This is a genomic window from Acidovorax delafieldii (assembly GCF_007993815.1).
In the GTDB taxonomy this organism is placed as follows: Bacteria; Pseudomonadota; Gammaproteobacteria; order Burkholderiales; family Burkholderiaceae_C; genus Acidovorax; species Acidovorax delafieldii.
In genome coordinates this window covers 300,698-324,685 of sequence record NZ_VJWE01000013.1, presented here as the reverse complement: position 1 = coordinate 324,685, position 23,988 = coordinate 300,698, and the positions used below count along the sequence as shown (strand labels likewise).

Here is a 23,988-nt window from a genome sequence, read left to right as displayed (position 1 = left end):
CTTATGCCCTGTTAGCTATTGTTTATATAGCAAGCCGGGGCCGCTAGTGACAACGGGGCCCTGAGGCCCCGTTGGTTTTTGAAGCGGGCCGCACCGGGTGCAGCCCTGTTGGCCCTTCGCTCAGGCTGAGTTCAGGCCTGGTTCAGGCTGGGCTGCTTGGCCGCTGCCGTCAGGTAGCCCACGGCCGCGCCGTTCTTGTTCTTGTAGTTGGCCTTGATCATCGGGTCCAGCGTGTCCTTGACCACGCTGTGGATGGCGCCCCAGTCACCGGCGTGCTGGAAGTTGCTCATGATGTACGTCCAGCCGTTGATCTCGTCCACGGCGTGCAGGCCGGTGGACTCGCCGCCCGAGGGGATCGACATCACGCGCGACAACTGCTTGGTGTCCACGTTGTAGGCCCACAGGAAGTTGTTGACGTGCTGGCTGCTGTCTTCGCCGATGAACAGGGTGCGCATCTTTTCGGAGAACTTGAGGTTGTCCGGGTTGGCGATGTTGTTGGGGTTGGCGGTGTTGCCCAGGGCGTCGGCGGTGATGTCTTCACCGGCCAGCAGCACCTTGGTGTCCACGGGCATCCATTCGCTGTTGATGGTGCCGCCAGCGGTGTCCTTCTGGCCACCCTTGAGGTTCAGCGCCATCACGGCGCCGGCCACCAGTTGCTTGGGCACCGAGATGCCGTTGCCCGGCACGTTGGCGGCGTTGCCTGCCACCATGGACGACTGGATGTTCTGCAGCGCTGAGTAGGCAATCTTGTCCTTGGCGTTGACCGTGGTGCCTTCCATCTTGGTGAAGCCCAGGCTGGCGCCGAGGTAGGCGGCGTAGCGGTGGGTTTCCAGGAAGGCAGCGGCCTTTTCCATGCCAGGGTTCAGCTTGATCCACTCGGTCTTGCCGTTGGCCACGATCTTGGTGTAGCTGGCGTCGGCCGGGTCGGTGGTCTTCACGGTCATGATGTCCGTGGGCTTGAGCGTGTTGGCCAGGTTCTCGATCTCGGCGCTGGTGGCCGAGCCCATCTTGATCCAGGTGAGGGGTGCCGCTGTGCCCACCTTCGGGTCGATGGAGAAGCCGCTGCCCACCTTGGCAACGTACAGCGTGCCGGACGACAGGTCTTTTTCCTTGTCGGCCACGAACACGAAGTAGCCGCTGTTGGTGGCGTCGTCGCCCATCAGCGCCGTGCGGTTGTCAGGCATCACCTGCACCAGTTCATGCGAGATGCGGCCCATGCAGAAGTGCTTCTTGATGCTGGCGGTGCCGTCAGGGTTCACCGTCACCTCGGGCATGTGGCCGTAGTGGTAGGGGTTGGCCTTGGTTTCGTCGCCAAGCAGGTTCTTGCTGTAGGCCTTGAACATGGCGTTGCTGGCGATGCTGAACGCATCGGGTTCGTATTCTTCGCTCGACAGGTGGGTGCCCCAGGGCGACAGGCTCGCGCCGCAGGTGATCCACAGGCCGTGCACCTTGGAGGTGTCCACGTTGTGGTACTTCACCAGGCTCAGCTTGCCGGTGGTCTGGTCCTGGTCCAGCGTCAGCACGGCGATGGGCGAGGGCAGCTTGCCGTACATGTCGGTCTTGCCGTCTTGCGCCCAGGTGGTGTATTCAAACTGCACCACGGCAAACACGGCCTTGCCCTTGAGGCCGGTCACGGTAGGGTTGGCCACGGTCAGCAGCGAGGTGCCGTCGGGCGAGTCCGAGAAATACTGGCGCTCCTTGCCAGCCACTGTGGCGTCGATGATGGGCTTGTTGTTGATGTCGTAGTAGCCGCCCGACAGGATGGTGCCGCCCTTGCCGTCGGACACCATGTCGCCCGTCACGAAGAACGGCTGGTAAGCCAGCTGGTACGAGCGCACCGAGTCGTCGCTGAGCTTGATGTTGAGCGTGGAGCCCACGGTGGTGGTGGCCATGGCAGCGGCGTTGGCCAGGGTGGGGGCTGCCATCGACGTGAAGCTGGCCGACACATAGCCGGGCGCGGCGGAGTCGCCGCCACCGCAGGCGGTCAGCAGTGCGGCCGAGGCGCTGGCGCTGAGCGGCAGCATGGGAACGCCGGCCAGCAGTTGCAGGGCCTTGCGGCGGGTGGGCATCGTCGGTTGGGTCATTTTCGGGGTGTTTCCAAGTGGGTATGCGAACGGGCATGCCACGCCCTGATCCGACCGGGAGCCTTGTTGGAAAAGGCGTAGTAGGCGGGTGGCATGGAGTCCAGCCCGCGATCCTAGGAACGCCCCGTGACAGTGGTTTGACGTTTGTGTGACTGTTTGACGCGGTGCCTGGCGCACGGCGTAACGGCACCTCAATGCGCGCCGCGCAGCCATCGCGGCGCGCGCTGCGGCTCAGTGCGGCTGAGTACCGCTGAGCAGCGTTCAGTCCCGGGAGCCGGGCGGGCCGTAGGAGTTGCCGGTTCCGTAGTTGTTGGCCGGTGCAGCCGCGCCCCCGCTGCCGTCCTTGACGCCCTTGCGGCCCGACACCTGCCACGCGGTGCGCTGGTTGACCAGCCCCGCCAAAAATTCCATTTCTTCGTCCGTGTGGTTGATGGCACCGGCCGGTGTCAGCAGCCGGCCATTGCGGGGCGCGGGCTCGGCCCAGAACGACTGGTGGTAGCTGGACTGGCTCACCAGGCGTTCGCCGCCCGCCGTCAGCTCCACCGTGCCATAACAGTTGCAGAGGTAGCCGCGCTGGTCCTGGTCGGCAAATACCTCGGCATACACCCCTGTGCCGCGGATGCCCGCCGTGGCGGTGGGCAGCGCAATCTGCCGGTCGGGGCCGCGCCCCCACACCGTGGCCACCGCACCGCTGAGCAGGCGCAACAGCTTGACGGCCGTGGGGGTGTCGCTCTCCATCGCCATGCGTGAGTTCTGCCGCACCATGAAGGCACTGTCACCCACCGAGAACACCAGGCTGGCGCCCGGCCCGGTCTCGATGCGGTCGTTGGCGGTGATGGTGTGCTGCGCCGTCAGGGGCTCGCCATTGCGCAGCACATCGCCGCGCACCTCCACGATGTTGCTGCGCGCCTGCGCATGGGCGGCCGACCAGCCACCGCCTGCCACCCACAGCGCGGCAGCCTGCACCACGCTGCGCCGTTGGAACCAGACCAGCTCGTCGTCAGAGCGGCCCTGCAGGTGGTGCGCCAGGGGGGCTGGGGGGCGGGTTGTCATGGGGCGCCTCTTCTTGCTGGGGGGTGTAGGGGGGCTCGAAGCAGTCGCGGAAGGTGAAGACCACCGAGGTGAAGAACATGGCCGCCATCATCATGGCAGCGCCTACCATGATGCCACCGGCCATCGATCCCGCAAGCCCCGCCACGGCCAGCAGGGCCGACACGATGCTGACCACCAGCCCGCCCAGCAAAAACACCCCCAGCCAGCCCAGCCCGTAGACCAGGAACGCGCCAAAGTTGCGCACGCAGGCCACGATGGAGAAGAACAGCGCCTTGACCGGCGGCACGCCATGCCAGTGCACGAGGCCCGGTGCATGCCAGAACAGCAGCGACAGGGGCAGGTACAGCAGCATCGACAGCCACATGGCGCGCTGGAAGTCCGGGTTCTCGGCAATCTCTCGGGTCATGGGCGCGCCACCCAGGTAAACCTGCGCAAACTGGCCGCCGTCCAGCAGGGCCGACAGGCCCATGATGCCGAGAAAAGCCACCGCATACAGCACACCCAGTGTGAGCATGTCGCGCAGCCGCTCGCGCCCGGTGCGAAAGGCCACCAGCAGCACCGTGGGCATCGGAAACCGCCCTTGTGATGCCTGCGCCGCGGCCACCATCATGGCCAGCGTGGCCGACGGTAGCAGTGCGAGGGCAATGGCCGGCCCCACCAGCGGAATCATCGTGGCCAGCGACATGGCCGCCATGGTCATGAAGAACAGCGCAGCCAGCGCCATGGGCTGCCGCCAGAACGCCCGAACGCCGAGCTTGACCCAGGCCATGCCGGTGCGTGCGGGAACGATGTGGAGTTTCATGAATACGTTGGAAAGGAGGAGAGGCCCGCACTGGCAAGTGTGCCCTGGCGCCAACAGGGGGCGCCGAGCAGCATCGGATGTCGGGTGGGCGAATAAGGCCGAATTTACCCCACCGCCCCAAACCGGTGGCTGGGCCAGGGGTTAGAGGCTGCTCGACCGTGGTGGGATCAGCCCGCGTGCACGGGCAGTGCCAGGCGCCCGCGCAGCACGCGCTCGAAGTGTGTGGGGTCGTGGGGCTTGAGCATGGAGGCCTCGCGCGGCAGGTAGAAGTCCCACAGGCGCGAGATCCAGAACCGCAGCGCCCCGGCGCGCAGCATGGCGGGCAGCAGCTCGCGTTCGGCGGCCGTCAGCGGGCGCACGGCCTGGTACGCGTCGAGCATGCGCGTGGCGCGCTCTGCGTCATGCGTGCCGGTGGGCAGGTCGATGCACCAGTCGTTCAGGCACACGGCCAGGTCAAACAGCCAGGTGTCCACACCTGCAAAGTAGAAGTCGAAGAAGCCTGTCAGCTCTTCACCCTCGAACATCACGTTGTCGCGGAACAGGTCGGCATGCACGGGCCCGCGCGGCAGGGCGGCATAGGCGGAGCTGGCGGCCACATGGTTCTGGTAGGCCAGCTCGGACCGCAGCAATGCGGCCTGTGCAGCGTCAATGTGGGGCAGCACCACCGGCACCGTCTCGTTCCACCAGGGCAGCCCGCGCAGGTTGGGCTGGTGGCGGTCAAAGTCGCGGCCCGCCAGGTGCATGCGGGCCAGCATGGTGCCCACGGCCGCGCAGTGCACGCCCTGCGGGGCCAGCTGGCTCTTGCCGCGCAGCTTGTTGACCACGGCGGCGGGTTTGCCACACACGGTGTGCAGTATGTCGCCGTTCTTGTCGGCACGCGGGTCGGGCACGGGCACGCCGCCGTGCGCCAGGTGCTTCATCAGGTACAGGTAGAAAGGCAGCTGCTCGGCCGTGAGGCGCTCGAACAGTGTCAGCACGAACTCGCCCTGGTCGCTGGTCAGAAAGTAGTTGGTGTTCTCGATGCCGCCCTCAATGCCGCGCAGCTCCACCAGCTCGCCCAGTTGCAAACGGCGCAGCAACTCGCGCGCCTCGGGATTGGAGACTTCGGTAAAAACGGCCATCGCTCAGGGGGTCGAAGAAAAAAGAAGGGGAAGGGGCGGGACAACGGGCGGGGCTTAACCGGTGGCAACGCAGTGCGTGCGCGCCACCCTGCCACCCATCAGAACTTGAACACGTTCCAGACGCGTGGCGCCGTGGTGGTTTCAGCGCCATTGTTGCCACCGGCGCGGCTGCGCGCGCCATCAGGCGACTGCACTTCGTAGGCGGGCAGGTTGCCGGTCTTGGGCTGCACCGAGATGTTCTGGGTTTGCCCGCCGACCCGCAGCTCGTCCACACGGCTGCCTGCGTCTTCGATCTGGATGCGCTCCGTGCGCTGGTTGGTGCGACCAGACAGGGGCTCGGGGTCGGGCAGCGCATCGCGCTGGTTACCAGCGCCTGCGGTGGTGGCAGCAGGGGATGGGGACGGGGTTTGGGCCAGGGCATTGCCGCAGGCCATGCCCAGCAGCAGGAGAAGGTGAACAGCGCGCATCGAGCGATTGTAGAGCGCCGCCCGGCGGGCGCTGCCCGTGCACAATTGCCGGATGAGCAACAAAAAGACCCTGGTGCTGGTGGACGGCTCCAGCTACCTCTACCGCGCCTTCCACGCCATGCCCGACCTGCGGGCCGTGCCGGGTGACCCTACAAGCCCTGCCACCGGTGCCATTCGCGGCATGATCAACATGATGCAGGCCCTGCGCAAAGAGGTGGTGGCCGACTACGCTGTGTGCGTGTTCGACGCCTCGGGCCCCACCTTCCGCGATGCCTTGTACACCGAGTACAAGGCCACGCGCTCGCCCATGCCCGACGACCTGCGCAGCCAGATCGCGCCCATCCATGAGGTGGTGGACCTGCTGGGCTGGAAGGTGGTGGCCGTGCCCGGCGTGGAGGCTGACGACGTGATCGCCACCTTGGCCCACGTGGCGGCCGCACAGGGCATTGAGGTCATCGTGTCCAGCGGCGACAAGGATTTGAGCCAGCTGGTCAATGAGCACATCACCATCATCGACACCATGAGCGGCAAGCGCCGCGACGTGGCAGGCGTGACAGCAGAGTTTGGCGTGCCACCCACGCTGATGGTGGACTACCAGGCGCTGGTGGGCGACACCGTGGACAACGTGCCCGGCGTTGCCAAGGTGGGCCCCAAGACGGCCGCCAAGTGGCTGGAAGAGTACGGCTCGCTCGACAACCTGATTGCCAACGCCGACGCCATCAAAGGCGTGGCAGGCAACAACCTGCGCGAGGCGATCGCCAGTGGTCAGCTGGCATTGAGCCGCCAGCTGGTCACCATGAAGACCGATTGCGCGCTGGCCGACTACATCCCCGGGTTGCCCGCGTTTGATGACATCACGCTGGACACGCCGGACAACGCCGGCCTGCTGCCGTTCTACGAAAAGTATGGTTTCAAGGGCTTGGCCAGCGCGATCAAGGGTGCCGTGGCCCTCGCCACCACAGCCCCCACCGTCGCCATGCCCGGCCAAAGCGGCGATCTGTTTGCCGACCACTCCGCCAGCACCGTGGCCGAAGAAGCCCAGCACCGCACCGTGGTGTATGACACCATCCTGAACTGGGCGGACTTTGACCAGTGGCTGGAGCGCCTGCACAAAGCCCCACTCGCGGCCATCGACACCGAGACCGATTCCCTCGACGAAATGCGCGCACAAATCGTCGGCATCAGTTTCAGCGTACAGCCCGGCGAGGCCGCCTACATTCCCCTGCGCCACGAAGGCCCCGATGCGCCCGCGCAACTGCCGTTGGATGAAGTGCTCGCCCGTCTCAAGCCCTGGCTGGAAGACCCCAAGCACCATAAGCTGGGCCAGCACATCAAGTACGAACGCCATGTGTTCGCCAACCATGGCATCGAGGTGCAGGGCTACACACACGACACCATGCTGCAAAGCTATGTGCTCGAAGTGCACAAGCCCCACAACCTGACCAGCCTGGCCGAGCGCCACACCGGCCGCAAAGGCATCACCTACGAAGACCTGTGCGGCAAAGGCGCGCACCAGATTCCGTTTGCCCAGGTGCCGGTGGACAAGGCCGCTGCCTACTCGTGCGAAGACTCCGACCAGACCCTGGACGTGCACAACGCCCTGTGGCCGCTGCTGCAGGCGGATGACAAACTGCGCTTCATCTACGAGCTGGAGATTGCCAGCAGCGAAGCCCTGTACCGCATCGAACGCAACGGCGTGCTGATTGACGCACCCACGCTGGCCGCCCAAAGCCACGAACTGGGCCAGCGCATCCTGCAGCTCGAAACCGAGGCGTACGAGATTGCAGGCCAGCCCTTCAACCTGAGCAGCCCCAAGCAGCTGGGCGAAATCTTCTTCGACAAGCTGGGCATGCCCGTGGTCAAGAAGACCGCCACCGGCGCCCGCAGCACCGACGAAGAAGTGCTGGAAAAGCTGGCCGAGGACTACCCCCTGCCCGCCAAACTGCTGGAGCACCGGGGCCTCGTCAAGCTCAAAGGCACCTACACCGACAAGCTGGCCCAGCTGGCGCTGCCACGCACAGGCCGCGTGCACACGCACTACGCGCAGGCCGTGGCTGTGACTGGGCGCTTGTCCAGCAACGACCCCAACCTGCAGAACATCCCCATCCGTACTCCGGAAGGCCGCCGCGTGCGCGAGGCCTTCGTAGCCCCCGCAGGCCGCGTGATTGCGAGTGCCGACTACTCGCAGATCGAGCTGCGCATCATGGCCCACCTGAGTGGCGACCACTCGCTGCTGCACGCCTTCCACGCCGGGCTGGACGTGCACCGCGCCACCGCTGCCGAAGTGTTTGGGGTGGAGGTGGATCAGGTCACCAGCGAGCAACGCCGCTATGCCAAGGTCATCAACTTTGGCCTTATCTACGGCATGAGCAGCTTTGGCCTGGCCAAGAACCTGGGTATAGAAACCAAGGCCGCCGCCGCGTACATCGACAAATACTTCCAGCGCTACCCCGGCGTGAAGCAGTACATGGACGACACCAAGGCCGCCGCCAAATCCATGGGCTATGTCGAAACCGTGTTTGGCCGACGCCTCTACCTGCCCGAAATCAATTCCCCCAACGGCCCCCGCCGCGCCGGTGCTGAACGCGCCGCCATCAACGCGCCCATGCAGGGCACGGCGGCTGACTTGATCAAGCTGGCCATGGTGGCCGTGCAAAAGGAGCTGGACGCCCACAAGCCGGATATCCAGATGATCATGCAGGTGCACGACGAACTGGTGTTTGAGCTGCCCGAGGGCGAGGTGGACTGGCTCAAGACCCACATCCCGCGCCTGATGGCTGAGGTGGCGGCGCTGAAGGTGCCGTTATTGGCCGAGGTGGGGGTGGGGGCTAATTGGGATAAGGCGCATTGAGGTGCCGACGCTGTAGTCAGGGGTAGGAGTCTTGCTTGGGGCAGGTACCCTTATCTGAGCTTTATGTGCTGGGCTTCGAGAGCTACATGTGGGACAGACTACACCGCACAATCTCTCAGGCGCTGCCTGCGTGTGCCCTCTGAAAACTAGGTGTTGCACCCCAGCTCAACCTATGGTTTTGCCTCTATCATTAATTTCAGTGCCGCGCGCAGCACTCTGTCTCTGGGGGCGGATAAGCCGAAGTCGAGCCAATGTATAACGTTGTAGTAGAACTGATTGGCAGCCAAGTAGTTGTCAAGCAACTGTTTCACCTTACGTCGTGGAAATGCTCGAACAAACTTGAGTGCCGCCCACTTCCGAACGTTTTCGTCCTCTGACTGTATGAGGGAATGGATAACCGATTCGTCCAGTCCGTGAAAGGCTTTGGCGGGCATAAAAAGGATGATGTGTGCCAACAGATTTGCAGGCATGGGGGTGGCCAGAAGATCAGCAAGCCTGTGCTTGCCGAGCGCAAGGAGCGTATGCGCTGCATCGACATATTTGGTGCTACTCACCGTCAAAAATAACGACGTGTACTTCCGACCGTTATCAGGCCGTTCAATTGATGCAATCACCAGGGGGATATCACGCCATTGGCCAAACTTCGCCAGATATCGAAGATCTTCGGCTGAGTGGCTCATGTGATTGCTCTCCAACTTGGATCGAACAAGTGGTAGGTCGGTCGGATCTAGTCTGGCGCAGATGATGTCTAGACCTTCACGCGTAAATTTGCTGCGCAAATATTGAGCAAGTGAGCGGGTTTTTTCGATCAGATCCGTCTGAGTCCCATATTGGTTAGCCATCTCCTGGAGTAGGAGCTCAAAACGGTCTACAAAATCGTTGTCAACGGCCTTACGTAAGTCGTCGCCACGTAGCCTAATGTCTCGACGGACTAACGCGAAGTAAGCATTTTGGTCAAAGATGGCTCGTGTGGCTTTTTCTTCGAGTTCCGAACTGGGCAAACTGTCAAAGTGCTGTTCGGCGTAGCGCTCCAGCATGGCCTCGCCATCTCGATCTGTCTGACTCATTGCGAGAAATCCACTTGCTGTCGTGGCTCGCCCTTTGCGTACTAGGACGTCTTTTGCTTGGTCGATTGAGTAATTTCTCCCTCCTGAGACTAGTGCCTGCAGTGCTTCAAAGCGCACCTCTGCAGAACTATCGTTCAAGAGTGATTCGGCGACGCTGAATGCGAGCGCATGCCGTTTTCTCAGAAGCTTGACTACTTTTGTTCTTACCAATGCACTGCTGTGATTAAGGCCGCGAGCCAGAATTTCATTTTCGAATTCCGTATCGTTGCAGAACAGTGCATTCAGCAGCTCTTGCTCCACGATGCTGGGCTGCATTGCATAAAGCGCTTCTAAAGCAGCGCGGCGATCGTCACGTAGTGTTATGCAGATGATGGCGTTAGCCGCTGCACTGCTTGTCGGTGTCTCATTGCGGTCAAACTCTTTTTTGATTAAAGGTAGGTCAGCCTGCTGGCCGCATTCACTCAGATATTCCAAAGCAGCCAAGCGCACAGCGGTATCTACGTCTTTGACAAACCACAGCGAAACAAGCGTCTGGCGGCCAATTTGCTCTTTCTCAAATATCGGTTCCGATATCAGTCGCATTGCTTTGAGAGCGCCGATTCGGCGTTCGGCTGTACCGACAACAGACCAGATGGGCAATATGTTGTCTTTGAAACCGTCGACGGCAGCAATCCAGTGCCAGAGTGGAACGTTCTCATGTTGGAGATGGGCGAACCCATCGTCAATGAGTCCATTGATTTCGCGTCTGCCAAACCTGAACTTGTTTCGCGCTTTGTAAAGGAGATTCGCGTCGTGAGAGCCCAGCGATTGCTGATCGTTGCCGTGGACAGCCGCTATGCTTGAAAGTAATCTGAAACGCGCAACGTCGTCGGCGGCGAGGGGATGTTCCTCGGATGCTTTCTCAGCCGTGTGTAAAAAAGTTCGCAGAAACTTGGCACCCTCAACCGACAACGGGGTCGTTGGACCTGGTTCACTTGAAGGTAGGGTTTCAGCCTCTAAAGCTGGTGCTTTATCTTTCTCGGATTCCGATGTGTTGTCTTTGTCCGTAAGCTCGATGACATATCCCTGAATGCACTTGCGGAACTTGCTTTCGAAGTCCCGAGTGTCAGAGAAGGTTCCTGCCAGTAGCTTTCTCTCGGCAAAAACATGCTTTTTGAATTCGATCACTTTCTTGAGGTGATCCCCGGGGTCAGCGAGCGACGCGGCGTCAAGATCTTTCAGCAGCAGGTGTATTTGAGGTCGCCCTTCCTTTGAGTTTCGTGTCATTGACCGCTGAAACTCTTCCTCGAAGCCGGACGTATAGGCTTCGGTGCCTGGCGGCGTACCCCAGCGCTTCCAAAGCATGCCAACAAAAAGATCGCATCCGTCAAGGTCGCGATTGATGATCGCTTGAGGTCGACCGACACCTGGCAGTGTGTCCTCCCAGCCGACCAACTCAATCTGATACCCCAGAGCTTTTGCCAGTTGACTATTGAAATCTTCAACGACTGTTTTCGCAATCTTGCGTTCTTCAGACAGATCGCCTGGGGAGGCAAGAAACACTTTGACGAACCTTCTTGAACCAGCCATGTTTGCTACACCCGTTTTATCTACTAGTTGGTCTCTGTTGGGGCTTGCCCAAGAGGTTTAGATTGGTCGCTGTCTATCCCACTGATTTGTGCCTACTTCTCTATGCTAATGGGTTGGATGATGTGAAAAGGGAGTTGTGACAGGTGGCCGTCGGTTTCGGCAACGGATGACCTAAATTTCCTGGCCCATGGTGCAAGTCGACCTCCTGCAAAAAAATCTATGACTATTGCGAGGCCCTTAAAAATGTGTGTTGAGTGGCGCAGACTCCTAGCTCGCATAACTAGTTTTCAGAAGGACATTTGCCTCAGCTCTGCGTTGAATCTCCCTCATCGCTAGACTCATTCGGCAACCGCTAGAGAATCCGCTAGCTTCCATCGATTGGCCCGGAGCCCTTATGTCTACATCTACCTCCTACACCCCCCCAGCTATCTGGCAATGGAACAAAGAAAACGGCGGCCAGTTCGCCAGCATCAACCGGCCTGTTGCCGGGGCTACGCACGACAAAGAGTTGCCCGTAGGCCGTCACCCGCTGCAGCTGTATTCGCTGGGCACACCCAATGGTGTGAAGGTGACGGTGATGCTGGAAGAGTTGCTGGCGCTGGGCCATAGCGGGGCGGAGTACGACGCGTGGCTGATTCGGATCAACGAGGGCGAGCAGTTTGGCAGCGGCTTCGTGTCTGTGAACCCTAATTCCAAGATCCCCGCGCTGCTGGACCGTACCGACCCTGCCAACCCGGTGCGGGTGTTCGAGTCCGGCGCCATCCTGATGTACCTGGCCGAGAAGTTCGGCAGCGCCTTCTTGCCCAAAGACGGCGCGGCCCGCGCCGAGTGCCTGTCGTGGCTGTTCTGGCAGATGGGCAGTGCACCTTTCGTGGGCGGCGGGTTTGGTCATTTTTATGCCTATGCGCCGGTCAAGATCGAGTACGCGATTGACCGCTACGCGATGGAGGCCAAGCGCCAGCTGGATGTGCTGAACCAGCGCCTGGCCGTGACCGAGTACGTGGCGGGCGATGAGTACACGGTGGCGGACATCGCGATCTGGCCCTGGTATGGCTTGTTGGTGAAAGGGCAGGCCTACAACGCGGGCGAGTTTTTGCAGGTGCACGAATACACGCATGTGGTGCGCTGGGCCGAGCAGATTGCCAAGCGCCCGGCAGTGCAGCGGGGGCGCAAGGTGAACCGCGTGCAGGGCGATCTGGCCAGCCAGTTGCGCGAGCGGCATGACGCGAGCGACTTTGACACGAAGACGCAGGACAAGATCGAGGCGGCGGCAGCAGCAGCTTCTTCCCCCGTACGCTGAGTGTTTTTGCAAGGCGTCACCATGATCACTTTGTATGACTGCGCCACGGCGCCCAGCCCGCGCCGTGCGCGTATCCTGCTGGCAGAAAAGGGTGTGGCCCACGACACCGTGCAGGTGGACCTGCGCAATGGCGAGCAACTGGGCGAGGCGTATCGCCAGATCAACCCGCAGTGCACGGTGCCCGCGTTGCGCAGCGAAGAAGGTCTGCTGCTGACCGACAACGCGGCGATCACGGCGTATCTCGAAGCGCGCTACCCGCAGCCTGCACTGCTGGGCGAGACGCCTGCAGAAAAGGCCGAGATTGCGAGCTGGAACTGGCGCATGGAGTTCGAGGGCCTGCAGGCCATTGCCGAGGCGCTGCGCAACAGCGCGCCCGCCATGGCCAACCGGGCATTGCCCGGCGCGGTGGACTACCCGCAAATCCCGGCCCTGGCTGAGCGTGGACTGGTGCGTGTGGGGCAGTTCTTTCAGCTGCTCAACGAGCGCCTCGCGGACCGCGAATTCATTGCCACTGACCGCTTCAGCGTGGCCGACATCACGGCGGTGGTGGCGGTGGACTTTGCGCGTGTGGTCAAGCACAAGCCCGGCGAGCAGCACCCGCACTTGCTGCGCTGGCGTGCGGCCATGGCGCTGCGGCCGTCGATGTCGCTTTAGCTGCAAGCGCGTGCGAGGCGCGCGGTTTGAGTGCGCGATTTCGCAATGGGTACATGCAAGGATTGCGCTTGCGGCCCATTCCTTGCATCGTCAGCTTATGCGCCTTCGCCACATAGAAGTCTTCAACGCCGTCATGCTCACCGGCAGCGTGAGCGCGGCGGCCCGCCTCATCAACGTCACGCAGCCTGCGGTCAGCCGCATCCTGGCGCATGCTGAATTGCAGCTGGGCTTTCCGTTGTTCCACCGGCTCAAGGGCAAGCTGGTACCCACCACCGAGGCACAGACCCTGTACCCGCACATCGAGCGCCTGTTCACCCAGCTCGATGATGTGCAGCGCCTGGCCAACAGCCTCAAGAGCGACCGGCGTGAGGGTGAGTTGCACATCCTCAGCGTGCTGGCGCTGAGCTACGAGGTGCTGCCGCGTGCGTTGCGTTTTTTCAGGAAAAAGCACCCGGATGTGCAGGTGACCATCGACGCGCTGCACTCGCCCCAGATCGTCTCGGCCTTGGTGCTGCAGGAGGCGGATGTGGGCTTTGTGTTCAGCGCCATCGCCCACCCCGCGCTCACGCAGGAGCATCTGGCCGATGGGCGCATGGTGTGTGTGGCGCCCAAGGGCATGCTGGGCGCTGCGCTGGTGGCGGCCGGGGTGGTGCATCTGGCCGACCTGGCAGACACGCCGGTGGTGCGCCTGGATGTACGCGACCCCATCGGCACGGTGGTCAACCATGCGTGCCGCGAGGCGGGCGTGGGCCTGCAGACGGCGTTCACGGTGCAGACCTACCATGCGGCGCTGGCGCTGGCGCACCATGGTCACGCGGTGGCGCTGGTGGACGCCTGCACGGCGGCATCGGCCGACCGCAGCAAGGTGGATGTACTGGCGCTGGCGCCGCACATTGCCGTGCCCATCAAGTCGCTGCGTACTGTCAACCGCCCCAGCTCACTGCTGGCCAGTGCCATGACGCAATGCATGCGCCAGGCGGTGGCAGAGACTCTGGATGCGGTGGGCCTGCAGCCCGAGGCGGAGTGAACGCGCCACCTGCCGAGGCGGGTGGTGCCTTGTGCGGCTGCGGAGCGTGGGAGTGCGGGAGGGTCAGGGGGGTGCCAGCAGCTCGGCCACCTGCGCCGCCGTGCCAAACGCCAGCGTGAACCCCAAAGAGCCATGGCCTGTGTTGAGCAGCAAGTTGTCCGGTGCCCCCACCCAACGGCCTACGATCGGCAGCCCGGTGGGCGTGGCGGGGCGCATGCCGGTCCAGGCATGCAGCTCTCCGCCTTGATGGCAGGTCGGGAAAACGGTGCGGGTGGCATCGCACAGGCTCTGGATGCGCGCGGCAGGTATGCGTGCATCGTGCCCCACCAGTTCGGCCATGCCCGCCACCCGCAGGCGCTGGCCGATGCGCGCAAACACCACCTTGCGTGCAGCATCGGTCACATTGACGCGAGGCGCTGCCGATGGTGCGGGGGTGGTATCGAGCGTGATGCTGTAGCCCTTGAGAGGGTATACCGGCAAGCGCAACCCCAGCGTCTGCGCCGCCTGGTGGCTGCGGCTGCCCAGGGCCAGCACAAACTGCTGCGCCTCGATGGCTCCTGCGCTGGTCTGCACCGCAGCAATGCGGGATCCCTCGTGCACAAAGCCTTGGACCGTGGCGCCCAGCATGAAGCGCACACCCCGTGCGGCCAGTACGGCCTGCAAGCCTTGACAGACCTGGAGGCAGTCGGCAGCGCATTCACTGGGGGTATAGATGGCTCCGGCAATGCGCGGCTGGTAGTGCAGCAGCGCGGGCTCAAGCTCCACGCAACGCTGGGCCGAAACCGCCTGCTGTTCGCTGCCCCACTGGCGCTGCAGGTCCATCTGGCGTTGGGCAGCGGCCAGGCCGGCTGCGGTGTCGTACAGCACCAGCTTGCCGGTGCTGGAGAAATTGCAGTCCAGAGACTCTGCCTGCAGCATGGTTTCCAAATGATGGCGGCTCAGGGCGGCCAGGGCCAGCAGTTGTGCGGTGCTGCGTTCGGAAGTCTGCCGGTTGCAGGCGCGCAGAAACTCCAGCCCCCAGCGCCACTGGTGGGTATCCCACTGCAGGCGCAGCTTGAGTGGGGAGGTGGGCGAGAGCAGCAGCCGGGGCAGCTGTCGCCAGATGCTGGCGTCCGCCAGCGGTTGTACATAGCTGTAGCTCAGTTGCGCGCCGTTGCCACCGCTGGCGCCCGTGCCGGGCTGCGCCTGGTCGATGACGGTGACCTGCAGGCCGCGCTGTTGAAGTTCATATGCCGTGGCCAGGCCGACGATGCCTGCGCCCAATACACATACCTGCATCGGAGAAAGTGAAACGGTTGGAGGAGATGACAACGAATGTAGGCGGCAGTGCACCTGCTGAACAATGCCAAAGCAGTGCCTTGCCATGCCAGGAAGTTATGCACTGGTCAGCACCTGGTGTTTTCAGGATGGTCCGGCGGGAGAGGGGCGGGGGTGCCGCGATGCAAGGGCCGCAAAGAAGGCAGGACGATCCACGATGGTGCGCGGAGGTGCACCGAAACAGAGCCATAACTTTTCATCATGGTGGACCCGTGCAAATGAATTGTTCAAGACGGCCGCAAATTTTTACAGTGCCCCTGCATCTTGCTTTCTCGTCTGTCCGACTGTCTGTTCACCTGATTTTTTGCAAAGGGATTCCCATGAAGCTCTCCGCTGTCACCGCTGCTGTCCTCGTGGTCGCCGGTGTGCTGGCCAGTACCGTGGCCAGTGCCGACACCCTCAAGAAGATTGCCGACTCCGGCAAGATCACGCTGGCCTACCGCGAATCGTCGGTGCCCTTCAGTTATCTGGCAGGCCCGGGCAACCCGGTGGGCATGTCGGTGGACATCTCCAACGCCGTGGTCGATGCGGTGAAGAAACGGTTGAACAACCCTGCCATCAAGGTGGAGCTGCAGGCCGTGACTTCGCAAAACCGCATTCCGCTGCTGACCAATGGCACTGTGGACCTGGAGTGCGGATCGACCACCAACAACACGGCGCGCGGCAAGGATGTGCAATTTGCCATCAACTATTTCTACACCGGCACCCGGCTGCTGACCAAGAAGGCCTCGGGCGTCAAGAACTACGCCGACCTCGCCAAGAAAAAGGTGGCCAGCACGTCGGGCACCACCAACGCGCAGGTGATCCGCAAGTACAACCGCGACAACAACCTGGACATGGACATCGTGCTGGGCAAGGACCACGAGGACTCGCTGCTGCTGGTGGACACCGGCCGTGCAGAGGCCTTCGCCATGGACGACATCCTGCTGTTTGGATTGATGGGCAACACGCGCAACCCCGCCGACTGGGTGGTGGTGGGCGACTCGCTGCAGGTCGAACCCTATGCCTGCATGCTGCGCAAGGACGACCCGCAGTTCCAGACGCTGGTCAACGGCGTGATCGGCGGGATGATGAAGTCGGGCGAGTTCGACAAGCTCTACACCAAGTGGTTCATGTCGCCAGTGCCCCCGCGCGGCCAGAACCTCAACCTGCCCATGAGCAAGGAGCTGCGCGACAACCTTGTGGCCCAGAGCGACAAGCCTGCGCTGTGATGGGTGTGAGCATGTTGCCGTCCACCCCGCGCCCTCCGGCCCCGCAGGTGGTGGGCATTCTGGGGGGCATGGGGCCTGCTGCGGGTGCCGACTTTGTGCGCCTGTTTGTGCAGGCCTGCACTGACCGCATGGCGGCGCTGGGCATCCCTGTGCACGACCAGGCTTACCCTGAGCATTGGCTGGCGCAGGTGCCCATTCCCGACCGCACGGCGGCCTTGCACGACACCCGCCCCGGGGCCCACCAGCCTGCAGACCCGATGCTGCAGGCCACGGGCCGCCTGGCGGCCCTGGGCGCGCGCGTGGTGGCCATTGCCTGCAACACGGCGCATGCCTGGCATGGCCTGCTGCAGCAGCGCTTTCCGCAGTTGATGGTGCTGCATGGTGTGCAAGAGGTCGCTGCAGACCTGGCGCTGCACAAGGTGCATGGCGTGGGCCTGTTGGCCACGCAGGGTGCCTACGAGGCGGGCTTGTACCAGCGCGAACTGGAGCACCGCGACATCGACTGCTTTGTGCCCGAACCCCGTGAGCGCGATGAGCTGATGCAGGGTATCTACGACGGTGTGAAGGCCGGCAACTACGCGCTGGCCCGCCAGAGGTTCGAGTCCGTGTCGCTGGTGCTGCAGCAGCGCTATGGGGTCTCCACGCTCATCATGGGCTGCACAGAAATTCCACTCGCACTGTCAGAGCACCCCCGGCTGGAGGGGCTGACGCTGGTCAACCCGTCCATGGTGCTGGCGGCTGCCTTGGCGCGGCATGCGTACGGAAACACGGGCATGGAAGCCCTGCCCCCCACTGGGCCTTCAGCTTCGCGGGCTGCGGTATAGCGCTGTAGAGTCCTGGTGCCGCTGCGCCCCGGTACGCCAGCCAGCGCACAGGCCATTGCCCAGGTGGCATCACGAAAACTTCGAAGAGGCAAGCCATGACATGTGAAGCGAACCCCGCGAGGTTTGGGATGGTGCGTGCGCTGGCTGCTGCCTGCGCTGCGTGTGCGACGGCGGGAGTCATCGCGCAGAACACGGGGACCGCTGCGGGTTTATCGACCTCTGCGAAGGCGGAAGTGCCAAGCCCCGCCTTGGCGCGCACAGCGGAGCCTCCGGGCCAGACGCTGCAGCGCATCCAGGCCACGGGAAGAGTGGTCATCGGCCACCGCGGATCTTCTCTGCCGATGTCCTATGTGGCCAATGGGGTGCCCGTGGGCTACAGCGTGGACGTGTGCCTGCAGATCGCACAGGCCGTCGGTCGCCATCTGCAGCGGCGCGATCTGCGGGTGGACTACCGTCAGGTCACGTCGGGCAACCGCTTTGAGGCCATCGAGCGCGGCGATGTGGACCTGGAATGCGGCTCCACCACCAACACGGCTGCGCGCAGGCAGCGGGTGGCTTTCACCATTGCGCACTTCATTGCGTCATCACGCATCGTGGTGCAAAGCCAGCGCCCCTTCGAGCGTATCGAAGACCTGGACGGCAAGACAGTGGCTTCGACGGTGGGCACCACCAACATCGATTCGCTGGCGCGCGAGGCTGCCAACAAATCAGTGCGCCTGCGGATCGAGCCCGCCCGCGACCATGCCGAGGGCTTTGGCTGGGTGGTGGATGGCAGGGTGGACGGCTTTGCGATGGACGATGTGCTGCTCTATGGCCTGCGTGCCAGCCATGCCCGCCCGCAAGACCTGAAGGTGATTGGCAAGCCCATGACCATCGAGCCCTATGCGGTGGCGTTCGAGCGCAACGACCCTGCGCTCAAGGCAGTGGTCGATGCGGAGCTGCGGCGGCTCATTCAGACGCGGGAGCTGCACCGCCTGTACGACAAGTGGTTCACCCAGCCCATTCCTCCACATGGCATCAATCTGGGCATGCGCATGTCGCACCTGCTGGTGGATTCGCTGCGGTATCCGTCGGACTTCGTGCCCCAGTGACGAGGGCACAGACGGTACGCGTCAGCGCCAGGAGGTCGCCACCAGCTGGCTGTAGTGCACCGCCTTGCGGCCCAGCAGCTGCTCGAACACCGCAGGGTTGCCCACGTTGTCGCTGCCCAGCATGGTGAGGGTTTCGGTGCACCAAGGCACGCTGGGCACTGCGTCGCCGAGGCGAGCGCTCAGCTGGGTGAGCGGGTCGGGAAGGCGCAGCACATGGGCTTTGCCATGGCCCAGTTGCTGGCGCAGGCTGGCAATGAAATCGCCCATGGTCAGGGCCTCCGGCCCAGCGCACTCGACGATACCCTGGGTGGAGATGGCGGGCCCCAGCAGTGCAACGATGGCGGCGGCCAGATCGTGCACCGACACGGGCTGCACCCGCGCCGTGAGCATGGGGCCGGGGAACAGCGCCACCGGCAGGCGCGCCAGGTTCATGAACAGCGCGCTGCTGTCACCGCCTTTGCCAAACACCACACTGGGGCGCAGGATGGCGGGGTGCAATGCCCCTTGTTGGGCCAACGCCAGCAGGTGCGTGTCTGCAGCGCGTTTGGTGGTGGCATAGCGGGTGGCACTGCCTTCAATGCCCAAGGCCGAGACATGCACCACGCGCCGCACACCCACCTGGGCGCAGGCATCAAACAGCGCGACGGGCGTGTGCTGGTGCACGGCGTCGATGGGGCGCGCACGGCTGTCGCGCAGCACCCCCACAGCATTCACCACGGCATCGATACCCGCCAGACGCGGCAGCCAGGCCTGGGCCGAGGTGTCGCGCGCAAAGTCCATGGGCACCTGCAAGGCGCCGGGTGACCGGTGCCGGGGTGATACGCCGCCGTGCACCTGGTGTCCTGCACGGGTGAGTGCGGCAGCCACGGTGCGGCCCACAAAACCGGTGGAGCCGGTGAGCAAAATGTTCATCAGCGTCGTCCTGCAAAGAAGGTGAAGCGTGCAAAAACCGGAAGGCCCGGCGCGGACCTGCTCAGGCCGTCGCCACCCCCGCAGGGCAACACCGTCACTGCGCAGGCGTGAAGACCTCGAAGCGGTTGCGGCCGCCGTACTTGGCGCGGTACAGAGCCGCATCGGCCGCGTGCACAAGTGTGTCAGAACTGGTGCCGGGGCGTGGCACCAGGCTGGCAATGCCCATGCTGAGCGTGATGTAGGGCGCCGTGGGGGAGCGGGGGTGGGCCAGGGCCGCCTCGCGCAGGCTGGCCATGCAGCGCTCTGCCACCGTCACTGCCTCGGGCAGGGGCACATCGGGCAGCAGCAGCACAAACTCCTCGCCGCCGTAGCGTGCGGCCACCTCGTCGGCCCGGCGGATGGTGCCCTGCAGTAGCTGCGCCACTCGGCGCAGACATTCGTCACCGGCCAGATGGCCGTAGTGGTCGTTGTAGAGCTTGAAGTGGTCGATATCGATCAGGATCACGGCCAGCGGTAGCTGGTGCCGCCCGCAGCGCATCCATTCGGTGGCCAGCCGCTCGTCAAAGCGCCGGCGGTTGCCAATGCCCGTCACACCGTCGGTGGTGGACAGAAGGGCCAGCTTGGCGTTGGCGGCGGCCAGTTCCTGCTCCTTGCGCACCAGTTGGGTCACGTCGGTGCGCACACCGGCGATGCCGCCCTGGGGGGTGCGCCGCTCGTCGGCCTGCAGCCAGCGGCCCTCGGGCAGGCGCTGCAGCACGGCATGGTTGGCCGCGCGGTGGTCGGCCATGCGCTGGGCGAGCCAGGCCTCTTCGTTGCCAATGGCGTCGGGGTACTGGCCGCGCTCGGCGCCGTAGCGCGCGATCTGTTCAAACGTGCTGCCGGGCACGATCATGGGGGCCGAGATGGGGTACAGGCGCCGGTACTGGGCGTTGCACACCACCAGCTTGTCTTCTGCATCGAACAGGGCAAAGCCTTCTGGCAGGGACTCCACGGCGTCTTGCAGCAGCTGGCGGGCCTGCTGCGCCGCTTGCTGCGCGGCCTCCAGGGCCTGGCGCTGCTCGATGAGGTTGGTGATGTCCAGCCGCACGGCCACGACGTAGTTCTCCGGGGTGCGGGTTTCGTAGATGTTGATCCAGCGGGCATCGCTCAGACGCTGCACCAGGGTGGATGTGCTGCTGCCGTGCTCTGACAGGCGCTCTGAGATCCATGCCTCCTCGCGCCCCTTGGCCGAAGGGATCAGGCCGCGCGAGACCGAATAACGCAGGATGTCCACAAAACCCTTGCCCAGGTGGTCCGCATAGTTGATGTACGGATACATGCGGGACAGCTGCTGGTTGTAGAGCACCAGCCGGTCCTGCTCGTCGAAGATCTCGATGCCCACGGGCAGGGCCTCCACCGCGCGCTCTAGCAGCTGGCGCATGCGCTGGCTTTCCTGTCGGGCGGTCTCGACCTTCTGGCGCTGTTCGATCAGGTCGCTGATGTCCAGGCGCACGCACACCGTCATGCCGGACGGGGTGCGGCATTCGTGCATGTGCATCCACGTGCCGTTGGGGTAGTGGCGCACTTCGGGGCCGGGCCGATGGCCCCGGATGGCCAGCTCATGCGCCAGCCAGAGCTCTTCCTGGTTTTTGGCCTCCTCGGGGATGCCGTAGCGCAGGCCCTCGCGCAGCAGTTCCTCATACGTCTTGCCCAGGGACTCCGCCACGGGCAGGTGCGGACGCAGGCGCGCCATCTGGTCATTGCACAGCACCAGCCGGTCTTGCTCGTCATAGATGTCCAGCCCGGCGGGCATGGCATTGACGGCCTCGCGCAGGCTGCGTTCGGCACGTTCGGCGTCGTGCAGGGCCTGCTTGAGTGCGCGTTCCTTGTGCACTGCGTCCGTGATGTCGGCGCGCAGCACCACCATGCCGCCCCCCTCTTGCAGTCGCTCGGTGATGAGCATCCAGCGGTCGCCCTCGACCTCCTGCACCTCGGGCTGGCCGGGCGAGCGATGGCGGGCCATGCGGTCGGCCAGCCAGGCATTGGTGTCCTGCCGCGCAGCCACGATGTGGCCGGATTCGGCAGCGCGGCGCAGCACGTCTTCAAAGCGGGTGCCGTAATCGACGGCCATGGTGGTGCCGGGGCTGACTTCCCGGTACCGGGGATTGCACAGCACCAAGCGGTCGTCAGCGTCGTAGATGGCCAGCCCGTCGGGCAGGATGTCCAGCGTGGCGCACAGCTGGTTGGTGGCCCGCTGCGCAGCATCCTGGGCGGCCCTGGCGGTGGCATGCAGGGCCACCAGCCGCAGGCTGAGCCACCAGCACAACACGGCGCTGGCCACCAGCCCCAGCCCGGCACCCACGCTGGCCAGGCGCATGGCGGGGTCCATGCTCTGGCGGGCCAGGGCCCAGGTCAGCAGCCCCATGCCCCCGGCGCCGCAAATCCCAGCGACCAGCCGGACCAGCAGCTGTCCGCGCAGGGGGAGGGGGGTGGGGTGAGGGGGCATGCGCTGGGGCCGTTGCGAGGGTCTGCGGAAAGTGGTCGGGCGGGTGGGGGTGAGAAAAAATCAACAATAAAGGGATGGGCGAGCAAACGTCTGGGTGGTGGCGGTCCGTGGACGCAGGCCCCTGACGACGGTGCTCGCAGAAAGTCTAGCAGCGCTCCCCGTTTTCCGGTATCCGAAAATGCGGAGGCGGTGCAAACCCCATAGACTCCGGGGCTGGCACTTTTCACCCCCTGCCCATCCCTTCTTTTGGAGAAAACCGATGTTCAATGACGACCTCCATGCCGACGCCCAGGCGCTGTTGCCCGGCCGCACCACCGAAGCGGGCGCCACGCGCCGCACTGCGCTGCAGGCAGCGCTGGGCCTGGGTTATGCGGCCGCAGCCGCGCCCATCATGGCGCAGACGGCCATTGCCACGCCGGCAGACGGCCTGACGGTGGGGGAGGTGAGCTTCACGGTCAACGGTTTCAAGGTGCCCGCCTACCGCGCGGCGCCCGCAGGCAAGACCGGCCTGCCCGTGGTGCTGGTGATCCAGGAGATTTTTGGTGTGCACGAGTACATCGCCGACACCTGCCGCCGTTTTGCCAAGGCGGGTTACCTGGCCATTGCGCCCCAGCTGTACGCGCGCCAGGGCGACGCCTCTGCCTACACCGACATTGCCAAGCTGATGGCCGAAGTGGTGTCCAAGGTGCCCGACGCCCAGGTGATGGCCGACCTGGACGGCGCTGTGGCATGGGCCGCAGCCAACGGGGGCGATGGCGCCCGGGTGGGGATCACCGGCTTTTGCTGGGGTGGCCGCATCACCTGGCTGTATGCCGCACACGGCCCCGTCAAGGCCGGCGTGGCATGGTACGGGCGGCTGGTGGGGCAAGCGAGCGAGCTCACCCCCAAGCACCCTGTGGACCTGGCCCCCATCCTCAAGGCGCCGGTGCTGGGCCTGTATGGCGAAAAAGACACCGGCATCCCTCTTGACACGGTTGATAAGATGAAAGCGGCCTTGTCCAGTGGCTCGCCACAGGCCAAGGCGTCGGAATTTGTGGTGTACCCCGATGCACCGCATGCCTTCCATGCCGACTACCGCGCCAGCTACCGCAAGGAAGCGGCCGAAGACGGCTGGAAGCGTACGCTGGCCTGGTTCAAGACGCACGGTGTGGTTTGATGCACAAACCCCCGGCCCACCAGGCCACCCGCAGCCGCCCCACACCCGGGGCGGCTTTTTTCATCTTGCATCGGGCGTGCAGATTCTGAATAAAAAATGAGCCAAGGCTTAAAGATAAAGCGCAACAAGCTATGACTTTGGTAGCAATCATTCTGGCCACGCTGGCCGCTGGTATCGGCAGCGTGTGGCTGGCCGCCTTGCTTATGCGGCTGGGCCTGGGTGGGCGGAGCGACAGCGTGGGGCCGCAGCACCTGCTCAGCCTGGCCGCGGGTGCCTTGCTGGCCACGGCCTTCATGCACCTGTTGCCCGAGGCGTTCGAGAGCCAGGCGGGCGCCCATGACCTGTTTGCCACCCTGCTGGTGGGTGTGGTGTTCTTCTTTTTGCTGGACAAGGCCGAACTGTGGCACCACGGGCATGAGCACAGCCACGCAGAGACCGCTGCCCATAGCCATGCCCACCATGACCATGGCCATGAAACCGGCCATGACCACGGCCATGCGCACCACCATCACGGCCCGCGCTCGGGAGGCTGGGCGGTGCTCACGGGCGACAGCGTGCATTGTTTTGGCGACGGCATCCTGATTGCCTCGGCCTTCATGGCCGACATTCGCCTGGGGGTGATTGCCGCCGTGTCGGTGCTGGCGCACGAGGTGCCGCACCACATGGGCGACCTGGTGGTGCTGCGCCAGACCAGCCCCAACCGCCGCATGGCGCTGGTGAAGGTGTCGCTGGCGGGGGCCGTGACGGCGCTGGGCGGGGTGGTGGGCTACTTCCTGGTGGGGCAGTTGCAAGACTTTTTGCCGTACTTCCTGGCCGTGGCGTCGAGCAGTTTTGTGTACGTGGCGCTCGCCGACCTGATCCCCCAGCTGCAAAAACGCCTGACCGCGCGCGAAACCGTGTTGCAGATTGCCTGGCTGATTGCCGGCATGGCGGTGGTCACGCTGGTGAGCGGGGCGGCGCACGCGCACTGACGCACTTGACCTGGCTCAAGGCCGTG

The 23,988-nt window shown here is 64.0% G+C and carries 18 protein-coding genes; 9 read left to right on the top strand and 9 right to left on the bottom strand.

All coding sequences use genetic code 11. The features are described 5' to 3' along the window. Positions 1-131: 131 nt before the first annotated feature. The 5 genes from ATF69_RS13525 to ATF69_RS13505 all read right to left on the bottom strand — a co-directional run bounded on the left by ATF69_RS13525 (position 132) and on the right by ATF69_RS13505 (position 5,527). Positions 132-2,084 carry a PhoX family protein gene (locus ATF69_RS13525; protein ID WP_146871293.1) on the bottom strand — a complete coding sequence of 651 codons (1,953 nt, stop codon included), beginning with the start codon at positions 2,082-2,084 and terminating at the stop codon, positions 132-134. Between the two features lie 261 nt (positions 2,085-2,345). Continuing rightward, the gene (locus tag ATF69_RS13520; RefSeq protein WP_146871292.1) at positions 2,346-3,137 is read right to left on the bottom strand and encodes a FecR domain-containing protein; all 792 of its coding nucleotides are present in this window, start codon (positions 3,135-3,137) and stop codon (positions 2,346-2,348) included. Beyond that, positions 3,085-3,939, bottom strand: a complete 855-nt coding sequence (locus tag ATF69_RS13515) for a BPSS1780 family membrane protein (RefSeq protein ID WP_121943488.1) — start codon at positions 3,937-3,939, stop codon at positions 3,085-3,087. Before ATF69_RS13515 ends, ATF69_RS13520 begins: the two co-directional genes overlap by 53 nt. Before the next feature lie 167 nt (positions 3,940-4,106). Continuing rightward, complete coding sequence (locus tag ATF69_RS13510; protein ID WP_146871291.1) at positions 4,107-5,060, bottom strand: homoserine kinase; 954 nt, start codon at positions 5,058-5,060, stop codon at positions 4,107-4,109. Between the two features lie 98 nt (positions 5,061-5,158). Continuing rightward, a complete protein-coding gene (locus ATF69_RS13505; RefSeq protein WP_056747503.1) occupies positions 5,159-5,527 on the bottom strand; it encodes a hypothetical protein in 369 nt (122 codons plus the stop codon). 52 nt (positions 5,528-5,579) lie between these two features. On the opposite strand from ATF69_RS13505, the gene polA reads away from it, so the two are divergent. Beyond that, entirely contained in the window at positions 5,580-8,378 is a 2,799-nt protein-coding gene (gene polA, locus ATF69_RS13500; protein ID WP_146871290.1) for a DNA polymerase I, read from the top strand. A 170-nt stretch (positions 8,379-8,548) separates the two neighbouring features. Here polA and ATF69_RS13495 read toward each other — a convergent pair whose 3' ends face one another. Then, the gene (locus ATF69_RS13495; RefSeq protein WP_158641487.1) at positions 8,549-10,987 is read right to left on the bottom strand and encodes a DUF4062 domain-containing protein; all 2,439 of its coding nucleotides are present in this window, start codon (positions 10,985-10,987) and stop codon (positions 8,549-8,551) included. A gap of 421 nt (positions 10,988-11,408) precedes the next feature. Between ATF69_RS13495 and yghU the strand changes: the two genes are divergently transcribed. The 3 genes from yghU (at position 11,409) to ATF69_RS13480 (ending at position 13,995) form a co-directional block, all read left to right on the top strand. Beyond that, positions 11,409-12,314, top strand: coding sequence for a glutathione-dependent disulfide-bond oxidoreductase (yghU, locus tag ATF69_RS13490; protein WP_146871288.1), 906 nt, complete (start codon positions 11,409-11,411; stop codon positions 12,312-12,314). 21 nt (positions 12,315-12,335) lie between these two features. Then, the gene (locus ATF69_RS13485) at positions 12,336-12,968 is read left to right on the top strand and encodes a glutathione S-transferase family protein (RefSeq protein ID WP_108498740.1); all 633 of its coding nucleotides are present in this window, start codon (positions 12,336-12,338) and stop codon (positions 12,966-12,968) included. 97 nt (positions 12,969-13,065) lie between these two features. Then, a complete protein-coding gene (locus tag ATF69_RS13480; RefSeq protein WP_146871287.1) occupies positions 13,066-13,995 on the top strand; it encodes a LysR family transcriptional regulator in 930 nt (309 codons plus the stop codon). A gap of 63 nt (positions 13,996-14,058) precedes the next feature. Here ATF69_RS13480 and ATF69_RS13475 read toward each other — a convergent pair whose 3' ends face one another. Continuing rightward, on the bottom strand, positions 14,059-15,273 hold the full coding sequence (locus ATF69_RS13475) for a D-amino acid dehydrogenase (protein ID WP_208758728.1): 1,215 nt from the start codon (positions 15,271-15,273) through the stop codon (positions 14,059-14,061). 359 nt (positions 15,274-15,632) lie between these two features. Between ATF69_RS13475 and ATF69_RS13470 the strand changes: the two genes are divergently transcribed. The 3 genes from ATF69_RS13470 to ATF69_RS13460 all read left to right on the top strand — a co-directional run bounded on the left by ATF69_RS13470 (position 15,633) and on the right by ATF69_RS13460 (position 18,438). Then, positions 15,633-16,523 (top strand): amino acid ABC transporter substrate-binding protein, encoded by an 891-nt coding sequence (locus ATF69_RS13470; protein WP_056061154.1) that lies wholly within the window; start codon positions 15,633-15,635, stop codon positions 16,521-16,523. Between the two features lie 11 nt (positions 16,524-16,534). After that, positions 16,535-17,347 carry an aspartate/glutamate racemase family protein gene (locus ATF69_RS13465; RefSeq protein WP_146871286.1) on the top strand — a complete coding sequence of 271 codons (813 nt, stop codon included), beginning with the start codon at positions 16,535-16,537 and terminating at the stop codon, positions 17,345-17,347. A 248-nt stretch (positions 17,348-17,595) separates the two neighbouring features. Next, the gene (locus ATF69_RS13460; protein WP_244303726.1) at positions 17,596-18,438 is read left to right on the top strand and encodes an amino acid ABC transporter substrate-binding protein; all 843 of its coding nucleotides are present in this window, start codon (positions 17,596-17,598) and stop codon (positions 18,436-18,438) included. Between the two features lie 21 nt (positions 18,439-18,459). Here ATF69_RS13460 and ATF69_RS13455 read toward each other — a convergent pair whose 3' ends face one another. Both ATF69_RS13455 and ATF69_RS13450 read right to left on the bottom strand, forming a co-directional pair. Continuing rightward, positions 18,460-19,350: an NAD-dependent epimerase/dehydratase family protein gene (locus ATF69_RS13455; protein WP_146871284.1), complete on the bottom strand. Its 891-nt coding sequence runs from the start codon at positions 19,348-19,350 to the stop codon at positions 18,460-18,462. Between the two features lie 94 nt (positions 19,351-19,444). Continuing rightward, positions 19,445-21,835 (bottom strand): sensor domain-containing diguanylate cyclase, encoded by a 2,391-nt coding sequence (locus ATF69_RS13450; RefSeq protein WP_146871283.1) that lies wholly within the window; start codon positions 21,833-21,835, stop codon positions 19,445-19,447. 259 nt (positions 21,836-22,094) lie between these two features. On the opposite strand from ATF69_RS13450, the gene ATF69_RS13445 reads away from it, so the two are divergent. Together ATF69_RS13445 and ATF69_RS13440 are read left to right on the top strand one after the other, a co-directional pair. After that, on the top strand, positions 22,095-22,991 hold the full coding sequence (locus tag ATF69_RS13445) for a dienelactone hydrolase family protein (RefSeq protein WP_146871282.1): 897 nt from the start codon (positions 22,095-22,097) through the stop codon (positions 22,989-22,991). 131 nt (positions 22,992-23,122) lie between these two features. Next, on the top strand, positions 23,123-23,962 hold the full coding sequence (locus ATF69_RS13440) for a ZIP family metal transporter (RefSeq protein ID WP_056747512.1): 840 nt from the start codon (positions 23,123-23,125) through the stop codon (positions 23,960-23,962). Positions 23,963-23,988 lie beyond the last annotated feature (26 nt).